The organism is Amycolatopsis sp. NPDC026612, assembly GCF_040638285.1.
Lineage (GTDB): Bacteria > Actinomycetota > Actinomycetes > Mycobacteriales > Pseudonocardiaceae > Amycolatopsis.
Genome location: NZ_JBEZYB010000003.1, coordinates 165,664 through 178,962, shown reverse-complemented (window position 1 = coordinate 178,962; position 13,299 = coordinate 165,664). Strand labels below are relative to the sequence as shown.

The following is a 13,299-nucleotide window of genomic DNA, read 5'->3' as shown; positions in this document are numbered from 1 at the left end:
ACAGTTCGAGAAAGGAACACGACATGCGTAGGCACCAACACCCCTTCGCTCACGAACGTGGGCGCACCCCTTTCGGGCCCTTCGGTGGTTTCGGCGAGTTCCCCCCGGGTTTCGGCCCCGGTGGACGCGGTCGCGGCCACGGTCCGGGCCGGCGGGGTCACGGCGGACGGCGCAGCCGCCGCGGTGACGTCCGCGCCGCGATCCTGGCGCTGCTCGCCGAGCAGCCCCGGCACGGCTACGAGATCATCCGCGAGATCGGCGAGCGGTCCGGCGGCTTCTGGCGGCCGAGCCCGGGCTCGGTCTACCCGACGCTGCAGCTGCTGGCCGACGAAGGCCTGGTCACCAGCAAGGACGAGCACGGCAAGAAGCTCTTCGAGCTGACCGACGCCGGCCGCGCCGCCGCGGAAGAGCAGGACAGCACCCCGCCGTGGGAGCACATCGCGCAGGACGTCGACCCGTCCGAGGTCGGACTGGCCAAGGCGGGCAAGAACCTGGCCGCCGCCGTCGTGCAGATCATGCGCGCGGGCACCGAGAGCCAGCAGGCCCGCGCGGCCGAGGTGCTCAACGACGCCCGGCGCTCGCTCTACGGCATCCTCGGCGAAGACGAGGACGAGTCCTCGGCTTCCTCGGAAGAAGCAGCCGAGTGACCTGGCAGGACGAGGCCGGTGGGCTTGACCCGCGCGTGGACGCGGTAGCCCACCGGCAGCGCCAGGTCCTGGGCGCGATTCCCGTTACGCTGCAAGGACTCCGCGATCGCCTGTTCGGCGACGGGCTTGCTGAACTCGATCTTCAGCACCGCTTCCAGGTCCGCGGCGGTCGCGAAGCGCCACTCGGTGGCGACGCGGCGGCAACCGAACCCGGCCCGGGCGAAGAACCGTTCCACGGCGCCCGGGTCGTACTGGGGTAGGTCGGCGCGCATCCAGTGGCCGTAGGGCTCGCTGGTCACGTCGAGGTCGACGATCAGGATCGCCCCGCCCGGGCGCAGCACCCGCTCGGCCTCTGCCAGTCCGGGCTCGCAGCCGGGCCCGAAGAAGTACGCCGTGCGCGCGTGCACGACGTCGACGCTCGCGCTGCGGACCGGCAGCCGCTGGGCCCGGCCCATCCGGACGTCCACGTTCGACAGCCCCTCGACGCGCTTCAGCGCGCTTCGCACGAGCGGCTCGTGCGGCTCCACCCCGAGCACCGAACGGGCGTCACGGGCGAAGCGCGGCAAGTGAAAGCCGTCACCACAGCCGACGTCCAGCACGTCCAGGCCGGTCCAGTCGTGCTCCTCGCGCAGCACGCGCCAGATCTCGCCACCGGCGTCCTGCGCGTGGTTCTCGAGCTCGTAATCGGCCTGGTAGTACCAGATGTTGGGGCTCGGCACGACCTCCGTGTGCCGCGACGACCACCGCACCCCCGCTGCTCCTTCCGGGTCCTCGTCGCCGTCCCGTTCTCTCCCGGTGGCGAATTCTTGGCGGAAAACTCACGGAGCACCCCTAGAATCCGGTGGGTATCGGGAGGAGCACCCCATGGCATTCGGCCCGTCCAGTACCCCGTCCCCGGTCCCGGCCGGAATTCCGTGCTGGATCGAGCTCGCTTGCCGCGAGCAGGCCGTGGCGGAGAGATTCTACGGTGCCCTCTTCGGCTGGGAGTACACCACTCAGCGGGATCCGGCGACGTCCGACGGCCGGTACGCCATCGCGGCGCTCAACAGCCTCCCGGTCGGCGGCCTCTACCGGGCGGCTCAGGGTGCGCCGCTGGGGTGGGTGCCGCACATCTCCGTGCCCCACACCGCGAGCGCGGCCGAGTGGGTGGAGCACCTCGGCGGGCGGATCACCCTCGGGCCGGTGGCGATCCCGGACCGCGGCCTGATCATGCATGCCCTCGACGCGTGCGGCGCGCCGGTGGTGTTCTGGGAGGTGCCGCCGAACTGGGAGTTCGTCACCGGGATCCCGAACACCTTCAGCGGCGCGGACCTCAACACCCACGACGGCGTGGCGGCGGATCACTTCTACACCAAGCTGTTCACGTACGGCAGTCACCAGATCGGCGACGGCGAGACCCTCGACTACGTCGAATGGCTCATCGAGCACGAGCCGGTGCTGTACCGGTACGTGATGGGGTCGGAGTACAGCCTCGACACCCCGCCGCACTGGCTCGTGTACTTCGACATCGACCCGGCCCGCGGAGTCGACGCGGTCGCGGGCGAGGCGCTCATGCACGGCGGCACGGTGGTGATCCAGCCCTACGACACCCCGTTCGGCCGGATGTCGATCCTCGCCGACCCCGAAGGGGCGGTCTTCGCGGTGATCGACCACTCGCGCATCACCGAGGGCTGGGGCCGCGCCGAGGTCGACGACCCGTACGACGACTGACGCGGCCGGTCAGCCGACCGGCACGAACGCCGAAAGCAGCAGCCAGGACACGACGGCCGAGGGCAGCAGCGAGTCGAGGCGGTCCATGAGCCCGCCGTGCCCGGGCAGCAGCGTGCCCATGTCCTTGACGCCGAGGTCGCGCTTGATCAGCGACTCGACGAGGTCGCCGAGGGTCGCGGTCAGCACGATCGCGACACCGAAGATCGCGCCCTGCCAGACGTGGCCGTCCAGCAGGAGGCTGAGCGTCAGGGCCCCGGCCACGACGCCGCCGATCACCGAACCCGCGAAGCCTTCCCAGGTCTTCTTCGGGCTGATGGTGGGCGCCATCGGGTGCTTGCCGCCGAGCACTCCGGCGATGTAGCCGCCGGTGTCCGACGCGACGACCCCGATCAGGAAGGTCAGGACGCGCCCGACACCGTCCGACGGCGGCACGAGCATCGCCGCGAACGCGCCGAACAACGGCAGGTAGGCAGCGGCGAACACCGACGCGCTGATGTCACGCAGGTAGCCCTTGGCCCCGCCGGGCAAGCGCCACAGCAGGCAGGCGAGCACGGTGAGGACGAACGCGGTGAGCGCGCCTTCCCGGCCGAACGGCCACGCCAGCCAGATCATCGCCTGCCCGCCGACGAGCACCGGGATCATCGCGACCCGGGTGCCGGCCACCCGGCGCAGCACCCCGGCGAACTCGAAGGTGCCGACCGCCATCGCGATCGCGATGATCCCGATGAACAGGTACCGCACGGTGACCAGCGAAACGATGACCGCGGCGCCGAGCAGCAAGGCAACCCCGATGGCGGCGGGCAGGTTCCGGCCCGCCTTGGAAGCCTTCTTGGCCTCCGGCGTTCCGGTTTCCGCGGCTCCTTCGGCGGCTGCCGATGCTCCGGCTGTTGCGCCGTTTGCCGAGGGCGCCTGCGCTTCCGCCGCTGCATCCCCTGCCGAGGCCGCCGCCGCACCACTCTCCGAGGCCGCCGATGCTTCGGCTGCTGCGCCGTTTGCCGAGACCGCCGACACACCGTTTGCCGAGGCCGCGGGCGTTTCCGCCACCGCGCCCCCTGCCGAGGCCGCCGCCGAGGACGCCGGCCCGGCAGGCGTCTCCGCTGCCTTGCCGGCTTCCGAGGTCGCCGAAGCCTCGCCGCGGGCCGGGTTCTCCGGCGCGGCCGGCGTTTCCGCCGTTCGACCGGTTCCCGGGATCTCCGGCGCGGCCGGAGCACCGGCGCCGGCCGGTTCCGGCGTTCCGGGCCGGGCCGCCGGTGGTTCTCCGGTGGCGTCCACCCGGTCCTCGCGTTCCTCGCTCACCTGTGCCATCAGACCTCGAGCAGCTCGGCTTCCTTGTGCTTGACCAGCTCGTCGACCTTGTGCACGTAGGTGTCGGTCAGGTTCTGCAGTTCCTTCTCCGCGCGCGCGACCTCGTCCTCGCCGGCTTCGCCGTCCTTGGCGATGCGGTCGAGTTCGTCCTTGGCCTTGCGGCGGATGCTGCGGATCGACACCCGGGCGTCCTCGCCCTTGCCCTTGGCGACCTTCACCATCTCCTTGCGCCGCTCCTCGGTGAGCTGCGGGATGACGATGCGGATGACCTGGCCGTCGTTGCTCGGGTTGACCCCGAGGTCCGACTCCCGGATCGCCTTCTCGATCGCGCCGAGCTGCGACTGGTCGTACGGCTTGATGAGCGCCATCCGGGCTTCCGGCACGTTCACGCCGGCCAGCTGGTTCAGCGGGGTCGGCGAGCCGTAGTACTCGACGACGATCCGCGAGAACATCGCCGACGAAGCCCGGCCGGTGCGAACCGACTGCAGCTCGTCCTTGGCGACGGACACCGCTTTTTCCATCTTCTCCTCGGCATCGAGGAGGGTCTCGTCGATCACGGTCACTCCCGTAGTTGTGATGGGTGGCGCTTGCTGATCCCAGCAGGTCTAGGCCGGCACCCCGTCGGCGGGGGTGCTGACCAACGTGCCGATTCTTTCACCACTTACCGCACGGGCGATGTTCCCCTCGGTGAGCAGGTTGAACACGATGATCGGCATGTTGTTGTCCATGCAGAGGCTGAACGCCGTCGCGTCGGCGACCTTGAGGTCCCGCTCCAGCACCTCGCGGTGGGTGATCTCGCGGAACATCTCGGCGGTCGGATCGCTCTTCGGGTCCGCGGTGTAGACGCCGTCGACGGCCTTCGCCATCAGCACGGCTTCGCAGCCCAGTTCGAGTGCCCGCTGCGCGGCCGCGGTGTCCGTGGAGAAGTACGGCATGCCGACCCCGGCGCCGAAGATCACGACGCGCCCCTTCTCCAGGTGCCGCTCGGCGCGGCGCGGGATGTAGGGCTCGGCGACCTGCCCCATCGTGATGGCGGTCTGCACGCGGGTGGGCAGGCCCTCCTTCTCCAGGAAGTCCTGCAGCGCCAGGCAGTTCATCACGGTGCCCAGCATCGCCATGTAGTCGGCGCGGTCGCGGTCCATGCCACGCACCGACAGCTCGGCGCCGCGGAAGTAGTTGCCGCCGCCGATCACGACCGCGACCTGGACGCCGGTGCGGGCGACGTCGGCGATCTGCTGCGCGACCGAGTGGACGACGTCCGGATCGACGCCGATCGAACCACCGCCGAACATTTCGCCGCCCAGTTTCAGCAGCACCCGCCGGTAGCCACCTTCGACCCGGTCACCCATCTATGTCGCCTCCTACGCCCCTCGACCGTGTTTCTTCTCTGGACCCGCCAGTGCCCCATCCCCGATGGACGGAGACGGGGCACTGTGGTGTGAAACTTACGCCCTGGCCTGAGGTCAGGCCTGGCCGACCTCGAAGCGCGCGAACTTGGTCAGCGTCACGCCGGCCTCGTCCAGCAGGGCCTTGACGGTCTTCTTGTTGTCCTTGACCGACGGCTGCTCGAGCAGGACGTTGTCCTTGTAGTAGGCGTTGACCTTGCCCTCGATGATCTTCGACATGGCCTGCTCGGGCTTGCCTTCTTCGCGGGCGGTCTGCTCGGCGATGCGGCGCTCGTTCTCGACGATCTCGGCCGGCACCTCGTCGCGGGTCAGGTACTTCGCGCGCAGCGCGGCGACCTGCATGGCGGCACCACGGGCGGCTTCGGCGTCGTCACCGGTGAACTCGACGAGCACGCCGACGGCCGGCGGCAGGTCGGAGCCGCGGCGGTGCAGGTAGGTCGCGGTCTGGCCCTCGAAAGCCACGACGCGGCGCAGCTCGAGCTTCTCGCCGATGCGGGCCGACAGCTCCTGGACGACCTCGTTGACGGTCTTGCCGTCGAGCTCGGCGGCCTTGAGCGCCTCGACGTCGGAGGTCTTGACGGTCTTCGCGACCTCGACGACCTTCGCGGCGAGCGCCTGGAAGTCGGCGTTCTTCGCGACGAAGTCGGTCTCGGAGTCGAGCTCGATCAGGACGCCGCCTTCGCCGGTGACCAGGCCCTCGGCGGTGGCGCGCTCGGCGCGCTTGCCCACGTCCTTGGCGCCCTTGATACGCAGGAACTCGACGGCCTTGTCGAAGTCGCCGTCGTTCTGCTCCAGCGCCTTCTTGCAGTCCATCATGCCCGCGCCGGTCATCTCGCGCAGGCGCTTCACGTCAGCGGCGGTGTAGTTCGCCATTGTGGTGGATCCGTCCTTTTCAGGTACGTGAAAACTTGAGGGGGAAGCTACGCCCGTGCGGCCGGGCCCGAGGGCGCGGCCGCACGGGCGGTGGAGCATCAGGAAGAGGCAGTCGCCTGCTCGGCGGCGGGCTCGGCCGGGGCCTCGACCGGAGCCTCGACGGCAGCGGCGGCTTCGGTCGCGTCGGCGGCGGCGGTCTCGGAGCCGGCGAGCAGCTCCTTCTCCCACTCGGCCAGCGGCTCGTCGGCAGCGACACCCGGCTCCGGCTTGGAGTCGGCCGAAGCACCGTTGCGGCTGGAACGCTGCATGAGACCGGCGGCCGCGGCCTCGGCGACGACCTTGGTCAGCAGCGCGGCGGACCGGATGGCGTCGTCGTTGCCCGGAATCGGGTAGTCGACCTCGTCCGGGTCGCAGTTGGTGTCGAGGATCGCGACGACCGGGATGTTCAGCTTGCGAGCCTCGCCGACGGCGATGTGCTCCTTCTTCGTGTCGACGATCCACACGATGCTCGGCACCTTGGCCATGTCGCGGATACCGCCGAGGGTCTTCTCGAGCTTGTCCTTCTCGCGGGTCAGCGTCAGGATCTCGCGCTTGGTGAGGCCCTCGAAGCCGCCGGTCTGCTCGCGGGACTCGAGCTCCTTGAGGCGGAGGAGACGCTTGTGCACGGTCTGGAAGTTGGTCAGCATGCCGCCGAGCCAGCGCTGGTTCACGTAGGGCATGCCCACGCGGGAGGCTTCGGCCGCGATGGCTTCCTGAGCCTGCTTCTTCGTGCCGACGAACATGATCGTGCCACCGTGCGCGACGGTTTCCTTGATGAACTCGAAGGCACGGTCGATGTAGGTCAGCGTCTGCTGCAGGTCGATGATGTAGATGCCGTTGCGCTCGGTGAAGATGTAGCGCTTCATCTTCGGGTTCCACCGACGGGTCTGGTGCCCGAAGTGGACGCCGCTGTCGAGCAGCTGCTTCATGGTGACGACGGCCATTGCCGGAATCAACCTCTTCTGTGTCGTGCGCGCTCGCGGTGCTCCCACGGACGCGCTGCTCGGTTTTGTCGCTCGCGGCCGGGTGGCCGCTCGCCCTGGTGCCCGTGCCGGCGCCCGGACCCCGGGAGTGAGGATTCCCAGGGACCGCCGGACCCCGTGCGACTCGCCCGGCTGCTTCCAGACCGGGGAACGCGCACGTGCACGCGAAGTCAGCCCGCTTACACGGACCGCGCAAAAGATTCTACCCCCTGCCACCAGCCCCTCCCCCACCGGCGGCCGGTCCGCGGCGGAGTTGTCCACATCCGGGTCGGTTATCCACAGATTCGGCTCCGGGCCCCCACCGAGCCCCCGGGTGCCGCAGGCTGGAGCCATGGAGTCGATCATGCGTTTCCGGCGGTGCGCGCCGAAGAGGCTATTGGGCGCGTTCGCCCTGGTCATGGCGCTTTTGGGAACTCTCGAAGCGCTGTTCGCCGACGGGGCTGTGGGGGCCGACGTGACGGCCTGGGGTGGTGGCGCTCCGGCACCGGCCACGCTGGGGACAGCTGCCGCCCGGACGGGCAGTTTCGGACCACCCCGAGCGGAGCCGTGGCCGGGCGGGCCGGCCCCACCGCCACCCGGTTCCCGACGGGCCGAGCCGGCGCCCGATTCCCGACGGGCCGAACCGGAGCCGGCACCCACCGCAGAGCTGCTGCCGGCCGAGCGCGCGGCTTTCCCTGCGGCCGGACCGCCGCCAAGCCGTCCTCTCGCCGTGCGGCAAGCACGGCTCGGCTGGCCTCTGTCACCCGTTCCGGTGGTCATGAAGTATTTCGACGCTCCCGAGACGCCCTACGGCGCCGGGCATCGCGGGGTCGATCTGGCCGCCGTGCCCGGGCAGGACGTGCTGGCCGCGGATGCGGGCGTCGTCGTCTTCGCCGGGTCCGTGGGCGGGCGGCCGGTGCTGTCCGTCGACCACGACGGCGGGCTGCGGACCACCTACGAACCCGTCGCGCCGAAAGTGGCCGTGGGCGAGCAGGTCTACCGGGGCCAGGTGCTCGGCACCGTCGTCGCCGGGCATCCCGGCTGCCTGGTGACAGCGTGCCTGCACTGGGGCGTGCGGCGGGGTGAGGAGTACGTCGATCCCCTCGCGCTGACCGGCGAGGTGGGCGAATACCGGCTCAAGCCGTGGGGAGGTGGTCGGTGATCAGGTGGCGGTCTGCTCGACGAGCTTGGCGCGCAGCCGCATGACCGCGCGGGTGTGCAGCTGGCTGACCCGCGACTCGGTGACGCCGAGGACCTTGCCGATCTCGGCGAGGGTCAGGCTCTCGAAGTAGTAGAGGCTGACGACGATCTTGTCGCGCTCGGTGAGCTGCGAGATCGCCTGCGCGAGCTGGCGGCGGTTGTCCTGGTCGACGAGCACGGCGACCGGGTCGACGGCGTCGTCGTCGGGCAGCGTGTCGACCAGCGAGCCGCTGTCCTTGCCCGCGGCCACCAGGTCTTCGAGCGCGACGACGCTGGTGAGCTGCAGCTGGCCGTAGAAGTCGCGCAGGTCGTCGAGGCCGATGCCGAGTTCGGCGGCGAGTTCGGCGTCGGTCGGGGTGCGGTGCAGGCGGGCGCCGAGACGCTCCATCGCGCGCTCCGCCTCCTTCGCCTTGCTGCGGACCGCGCGGGGCACCCAGTCCTGCGAACGGAGGTCGTCGAGGATCGCGCCGCGGATGCGCTGCATCGCGTAGGTCTCGAAACGCAGGCCGCGCTCGGGGTCGAACTTCTCGATCGCGTCGACGAGCCCGAAGATGCCCGACTGCACGAGGTCGCCCACGTCGATGTGCGTGGGCAGCCCAGTGCCGACCCGGCCGGCGACGTACTTGACCAGCGGGGCGTAGTGCAGCACGAGCCGATCGCGCGACGCCTGGTCCGGGCTGTCGGCGAACTGCTGCCACAGAGCCGCGATCCCGGCGTCGACGTCGTAGCCGGCGCGGGTTTCCGCGGGCGCAGCAGTCTCACCGTGAGTGGTCGCTCCGGCGGCTTCGGTGACGTGCGGACCTGCGGTCATTGCACGGTCATTCTCGGCGTGCGGCTCAGTGTCATCTCCGTGCTCGTGCGGATGCGCGTGCGCCGCCGGGCCTGCTGGTGACGACCCCGGCGAGCGTCCCCCGGCCGCCTCAGGCCCTGGGGTGCGCTCGGTCATGGATCGCTTTCAACCGGTCGACGGTCACATGAGTGTAGAGCTGCGTCGTGGCAAGCGTAGCGTGACCAAGCAGTTCCTGAACGCTCCTGAGATCGGCACCCCCTTCCAGCAGATGCGTCGCGGCGGAATGCCGCAGGCCATGAGGCCCCATGTCGACCGTTCCGGGCACCGCCGTGACGGCGTCGTGCACGACACGCCGCACCGCTCGCGGGTCGACGCGTTTGCCCCGGACACCGAGGAAAAGCGCGGCTTCGGCGCTCTCACCACCGGTTTCGGCGACGATCTTCGGCCGCCCATCGTCGATCCAGTCCGCGAGCGCCCCCGCCGCCGGGATGCCGAAGGGGACGACGCGTTCTTTGCCGCCCTTGCCCAGCACCGTCACGACACGACGGGAGAAATCGGCTTCGCCGACGTCCAGCCCGCACAACTCCGACACGCGGATGCCGGTGGCGTAGAGCAGTTCGACGATCGCGCGATCACGGAGGGCGATCGGATCGCGTTGCGCCGCGCCGGCCGCCGACGCCTGCATCACCTCCCCCGCCTGTGCGGCGCGCAGCACCCCGGGCAGGGTGCGGTGCGCCCGCGGGGCGGCGAGCCTGCCGCCCGGGTCCGTGGCCAGGACGCCGGTGCGGTGCGCCCAAGCGGTGAACGTCCGTGCCGACGCGGCACGCCGGGCGAGCGTCGTCCGGCTCGCCCCGCCGGACTGCTGCGCGGCGAGCCACGCCCGCAGCCGGGCGAGGTCCAGCTCGGGGAGCCCACCTCCGCCGTCCACGACGAAGCCCAGCAACGACACCGCATCGCCGACGTACGCCCGGACGGTGTGCGCGGACAGGCCGCGTTCGAGCCCGAGGTGCCGTTCGTAGGCGGTGACGACGGCCCGCACGGGCTCGGGCAGCGCGGCCCGGAGCGCGCGCAGGTCGGGACGGCGGGCCCGGCCGGAGCGTGGTGGCGGCATGGATGTCACGCTGCGCGAACAACCGCCCTCGGTCAAGGATCGCCACGCGTCCGCACCGAACCGGCCGAACACGGTCGACGATTTCGCCCGGATTTCGTGGTGGTCACGCGCTTTCCTTCCGTCGTCGCCAGCCGGCTTCCCCGCGGACGGCGAATCCGTCGATTTCCAGTTCCGGCAGCAAAGCCCGCACCCGTCGCAGCGGGAGCCCGGATTCGGCCGCGATCTGGGCGTCGGACCGGTCGGCGCGCACAGCCAGTGCCTCGAAAGCACGCAAGGCCTCGGCTCCCAACCGGTCGGTGCGTCGTTTCGGCCGGCCCGGGACGGTGTCTTCGGCGGCGCCGAAGCGGCCGACGGTCTCGAGAACCTCGTCGACGGTCGAGACCAGCGTCGCCCGTGCGTCGCGGATCAGTTCGTGACAGCCGACGGACATCCCGGAAGAGACCGGTCCCGGCAGCGCCATCACGACCTTGCCGAGCGCGCCGGCGGTACTGGCGGTGTTGCGGGCGCCGCTGCGCCGTCCCGCCTCGACCACCAAGGTCCCTTCGGTGAGGGCGGCGATGAGCCGGTTTCGGACGAGGAAGCGGTGCCGCGCCGGCGGGGTGCCGGGCGGGTACTCGCTGACGACCGCGCCGCCGCCGCGGACGATCCGGTTCAGCAGGCCGACGTGGCCCGCCGGATAGCCGGCATCGACGGCGCATCCCAGCACGGCGACGGTCACCCCTTCGGCGGCGAGCGTGCCCCGGTGCGCCGCCCCGTCGATGCCGTACGCCGCGCCCGAGAACACCGGCACGCCTCGCCCGGCCAGCCCGTACGCGAACTCGGCGGCGTGGTGTTCGCCGTAGTCGGTCGCGGCCCGGGCCCCGACGACGGCCACGGCCCGATCGGCGGCGGTGCCGAGCGCGACATCGCCGGCCACCCACAAGGCCAACGGCGGCACGGCTTCGGCCACCCCCCGCCGGGCGGCGAGGTCCAGGGCGAGCAGCGGCCAGGCGGGCCACTCGTCGTCCTCGGGCACGACCAGCCGAGCACCTGCCGCGGCGGCTCGGGCGAAGTCCTGGGCGACGAGGTCGTAGCCCCGTCGAGCCTCGGTCACCTTGAGAACTTCGGCGGGGCAATCGCCCCGCCGAACCCGCGCGGCCGCCTCGATCGGCCCGCACTCGGCGACGAAGCCGACGAGGGCGGCCGCCGGCGGTTCGGCCACGCGCACCAGGTAGGCACGAGCGTGCCGCAGCTCATCGACGCTCATGCCGCCACCCGCTCCCGGAAGGCCAGCGCCGAGCCGATCTGTTCGGTGCCCGGGCGGGGCTCGCCGTCCAGGTCGGCCAGGGTCCAGGCGATGCGCAGGCAACGGTCGGCGCCGCGGCCGGTCAAGGCGCCGCGGTTCATGGCTCGGTCGAGCAGGCTCGTGGCGTCTGCCGGCAGCGTGAACTCGCGGCGCAGCACCGGGCCGGGCACCTCCGAGTTGGACGACCAGCCGTGCTCCCGCCATCGGTGCGTGGCACGTTCACGAGCCCTGAGCACCCTGGCGCGGACGGCTTCCGTCGGCTCCGCCGCGCCCGAGTCGTGCGCGGTGAGCGTGCTCAGCGGACGCAGCCGGACGCGCAGGTCGACGCGGTCGAGGAGCGGGCCGGAAAGCCGGGCGAGGTAGCGACGGCGGGCGCTCGGGGTGCACACGCAGTCCGTGTCCTTCGGTGGCGCGCACGCACACGGATTCGTGGCCAGCACGAGCTGGAACCGCGCCGGGTAGGTGATCGAGCCCTTGACGCGGGCGATGCGCACCTCGCCCTCTTCGAGCACCGTCCGCAGCGACTCGAGGCACTGCGCGCCGAACTCGCAGACCTCGTCGAGGAACAGCACGCCGCGGTGGGCCCGGCTGATCGCGCCGGGCGAGGCGATGCCGCTGCCGCCGCCGATCAGCGCCGCGATGGAGATCGAATAGTGCGGGGCGACGAACGGCGGGACCGTGACCAGCGGCGACGACTTCGACAACGAGCCGTCGACCGAATGCACCGCTGTCACTTCCAGGGACTCCTCCGGCGACAGCCGCGGCAGGAGGCCGGGCAACCGCTTCGCCAGCATCGTCTTGCCCACCCCGGGCGGTCCGGTCAGCAGAAGGTGGTGCCCGCCCGCCGCCGCGACCTCCAGGGCCCACCGCGCCTCCGGCTGACCGACGACGTCGGCCAGGTCCGGCACCTCCGGCGGTGTCGTGGCGCCGGCCGGTTCCGGGTGCGCCAAGTCGATTTCGCCCTTCAGCCAGGCCACCAGATCGCGCAGGTGGGCGCCGCCCACGACCTCGATGCCGTCCACCAGTCCCGCCTCGGCGAGGGAGTCCACCGGCACGACGGCGCGTCCGTAACCGGCCGTGCGCGCCGCCAGCAGGCCCGGCAGGATGCCGCGGACCCCGCGGATCCGGCCGTCCAAGGCGAGCTCGCCCAGCAGCACGGTGCCGAGCAGCCGGGTCGCCGGGACAGCGCCCGACGCCGCGAGGACAGCCGCCGCGATACCCAGGTCGTAGGCGGAGCCGACCTTCGGCAGGTTCGCGGGAGACAGGCCGAGCGTGACCTTGCCGTCGGGCCAGGGCTGCCCGGAGTTGCGGACGGCCGACCGGACCCGGTCTTTCGCCTCGCGCAACCCGGCGTCGGGCAGCCCGACGAGCGTGACACGGCTCAACCCGCCACCGAGGTCGGCCTCGATCTCGATCACCCGGCCGTCGATGCCCAGGAGTGCCGCGGACCATGACTTCGCGATCGGCATCAGAACGCCGCCTCGATGTGCTCCAGCCGCGGGCGGGTGCCTGGTTCGGCGAGGACGGTGACGACGTCGTAGCGGACGGGGCACCACCCGATGCGGAGCTGGCGCAGCCAGCGTTGCGCGGCTCGGCGCACCCGCCCGGCCTTCTCCTCGCCGACCGTCTCGGACGGCAGCCCGAATTCGGTCCCGGACCGGGTTTTGACCTCGCAGAAGATGACCCGGGCCCGGTCGGTGAGGATCAGGTCGATCTCACCCTCGCGGCACCGCCAGTTCCGGCCGAGCAGGACCAGGCCGCGGTCCTGCAGGTACCGGGCGGCCAGATCCTCGCCCCAGGTGCCGAAGTCCCGCCGGTGTCTCGCGAGCTGATCGGTGCCCGTCATCGTGTTCGCCCCCTCGCTGACCTGCGCCGGTCACCAGGGCGGTCCCGGCGATCACGGTGCGTGTGCGATCCACGGTGCCAGGGCGCGACCCGAAGAGACCAGCCCAGGATCGCTCAGCTGTGGAC

Annotated in this window: 14 protein-coding genes; 3 read left to right on the top strand and 11 right to left on the bottom strand. The window is 71.3% G+C overall.

Annotated elements, in window-relative coordinates; translation table 11 throughout:
* Positions 1 to 23: 23 nt before the first annotated feature.
* The gene (locus AB0F15_RS04785) at positions 24 to 647 is read left to right on the top strand and encodes a PadR family transcriptional regulator (protein ID WP_360265202.1); all 624 of its coding nucleotides are present in this window, start codon (positions 24 to 26) and stop codon (positions 645 to 647) included.
* Here the strand turns inward: AB0F15_RS04785 and AB0F15_RS04780 are convergent.
* Positions 584 to 1,396 (bottom strand): class I SAM-dependent methyltransferase, encoded by an 813-nt coding sequence (locus AB0F15_RS04780; protein ID WP_360265199.1) that lies wholly within the window; start codon positions 1,394 to 1,396, stop codon positions 584 to 586. The genes AB0F15_RS04785 and AB0F15_RS04780 overlap by 64 nt on opposite strands.
* Positions 1,397 to 1,511: 115 nt before the next feature.
* On the opposite strand from AB0F15_RS04780, the gene AB0F15_RS04775 reads away from it, so the two are divergent.
* Positions 1,512 to 2,357, top strand: a complete 846-nt coding sequence (locus tag AB0F15_RS04775) for a VOC family protein (RefSeq protein ID WP_360265196.1) — start codon at positions 1,512 to 1,514, stop codon at positions 2,355 to 2,357.
* A 9-nt stretch (positions 2,358 to 2,366) separates the two neighbouring features.
* On the opposite strand, the gene AB0F15_RS04770 is transcribed toward AB0F15_RS04775, so the two are convergent.
* The 5 genes from AB0F15_RS04770 to rpsB form a co-directional block, all read right to left on the bottom strand.
* Entirely contained in the window at positions 2,367 to 3,662 is a 1,296-nt protein-coding gene (locus tag AB0F15_RS04770; RefSeq protein ID WP_360265193.1) for a phosphatidate cytidylyltransferase, read from the bottom strand.
* On the bottom strand, positions 3,662 to 4,219 hold the full coding sequence (gene frr / locus AB0F15_RS04765) for a ribosome recycling factor (protein WP_360265190.1): 558 nt from the start codon (positions 4,217 to 4,219) through the stop codon (positions 3,662 to 3,664). The genes AB0F15_RS04770 and frr overlap by 1 nt, the downstream gene beginning before the upstream one ends.
* 48 nt (positions 4,220 to 4,267) lie before the next feature.
* Positions 4,268 to 5,011: a UMP kinase gene (gene pyrH, locus AB0F15_RS04760; protein WP_284750389.1), complete on the bottom strand. Its 744-nt coding sequence runs from the start codon at positions 5,009 to 5,011 to the stop codon at positions 4,268 to 4,270.
* 114 nt (positions 5,012 to 5,125) lie between these two features.
* Positions 5,126 to 5,941: a translation elongation factor Ts gene (gene tsf / locus AB0F15_RS04755; RefSeq protein WP_360265186.1), complete on the bottom strand. Its 816-nt coding sequence runs from the start codon at positions 5,939 to 5,941 to the stop codon at positions 5,126 to 5,128.
* A 98-nt stretch (positions 5,942 to 6,039) separates the two neighbouring features.
* Entirely contained in the window at positions 6,040 to 6,924 is an 885-nt protein-coding gene (rpsB, locus tag AB0F15_RS04750) for a 30S ribosomal protein S2 (RefSeq protein ID WP_360265183.1), read from the bottom strand.
* Between the two features lie 688 nt (positions 6,925 to 7,612).
* Between rpsB and AB0F15_RS04745 the strand changes: the two genes are divergently transcribed.
* Positions 7,613 to 8,104, top strand: a complete 492-nt coding sequence (locus tag AB0F15_RS04745; RefSeq protein ID WP_360265592.1) for a M23 family metallopeptidase — start codon at positions 7,613 to 7,615, stop codon at positions 8,102 to 8,104.
* Here AB0F15_RS04745 and AB0F15_RS04740 read toward each other — a convergent pair whose 3' ends face one another.
* The 5 genes from AB0F15_RS04740 to AB0F15_RS04720 all read right to left on the bottom strand — a co-directional run bounded on the left by AB0F15_RS04740 (position 8,105) and on the right by AB0F15_RS04720 (position 13,174).
* Positions 8,105 to 8,953 (bottom strand): FliA/WhiG family RNA polymerase sigma factor, encoded by an 849-nt coding sequence (locus AB0F15_RS04740; RefSeq protein WP_360265181.1) that lies wholly within the window; start codon positions 8,951 to 8,953, stop codon positions 8,105 to 8,107.
* A gap of 109 nt (positions 8,954 to 9,062) precedes the next feature.
* The gene (locus AB0F15_RS04735; protein WP_360265178.1) at positions 9,063 to 10,043 is read right to left on the bottom strand and encodes a tyrosine recombinase XerC; all 981 of its coding nucleotides are present in this window, start codon (positions 10,041 to 10,043) and stop codon (positions 9,063 to 9,065) included.
* Between the two features lie 103 nt (positions 10,044 to 10,146).
* Entirely contained in the window at positions 10,147 to 11,289 is a 1,143-nt protein-coding gene (dprA, locus tag AB0F15_RS04730) for a DNA-processing protein DprA (protein WP_360265175.1), read from the bottom strand.
* Complete coding sequence (locus AB0F15_RS04725) at positions 11,286 to 12,797, bottom strand: YifB family Mg chelatase-like AAA ATPase (RefSeq protein ID WP_360265173.1); 1,512 nt, start codon at positions 12,795 to 12,797, stop codon at positions 11,286 to 11,288. Before AB0F15_RS04725 ends, dprA begins: the two co-directional genes overlap by 4 nt.
* Positions 12,797 to 13,174 (bottom strand): YraN family protein, encoded by a 378-nt coding sequence (locus AB0F15_RS04720; RefSeq protein WP_360265170.1) that lies wholly within the window; start codon positions 13,172 to 13,174, stop codon positions 12,797 to 12,799. The genes AB0F15_RS04725 and AB0F15_RS04720 overlap by 1 nt, the downstream gene beginning before the upstream one ends.
* Positions 13,175 to 13,299 lie beyond the last annotated feature (125 nt).

Excerpts from the sequence above, each read along its gene's own strand:
- AB0F15_RS04720 (WP_360265170.1), bottom strand. The coding sequence starts at position 13,174 with ATGACGGGCACCGATCAGCTCGCGAGACACCGGCGGGACTTCGGCACC.
- dprA (WP_360265175.1), bottom strand. The coding sequence starts at position 11,289 with ATGAGCGTCGATGAGCTGCGGCACGCTCGTGCCTACCTGGTGCGCGTG.
- tsf (WP_360265186.1), bottom strand. The coding sequence starts at position 5,941 with ATGGCGAACTACACCGCCGCTGACGTGAAGCGCCTGCGCGAGATGACC.
- AB0F15_RS04735 (WP_360265178.1), bottom strand. The coding sequence starts at position 10,043 with ATGCCGCCACCACGCTCCGGCCGGGCCCGCCGTCCCGACCTGCGCGCG.
- AB0F15_RS04770 (WP_360265193.1), bottom strand. The coding sequence starts at position 3,662 with ATGGCACAGGTGAGCGAGGAACGCGAGGACCGGGTGGACGCCACCGGA.
- AB0F15_RS04785 (WP_360265202.1), top strand. The coding sequence starts at position 24 with ATGCGTAGGCACCAACACCCCTTCGCTCACGAACGTGGGCGCACCCCT.
- AB0F15_RS04775 (WP_360265196.1), top strand. The coding sequence starts at position 1,512 with ATGGCATTCGGCCCGTCCAGTACCCCGTCCCCGGTCCCGGCCGGAATT.
- rpsB (WP_360265183.1), bottom strand. The coding sequence starts at position 6,924 with ATGGCCGTCGTCACCATGAAGCAGCTGCTCGACAGCGGCGTCCACTTC.
- AB0F15_RS04725 (WP_360265173.1), bottom strand. The coding sequence starts at position 12,797 with ATGCCGATCGCGAAGTCATGGTCCGCGGCACTCCTGGGCATCGACGGC.
- AB0F15_RS04740 (WP_360265181.1), bottom strand. The coding sequence starts at position 8,953 with ATGACCGCAGGTCCGCACGTCACCGAAGCCGCCGGAGCGACCACTCAC.
- pyrH (WP_284750389.1), bottom strand. The coding sequence starts at position 5,011 with ATGGGTGACCGGGTCGAAGGTGGCTACCGGCGGGTGCTGCTGAAACTG.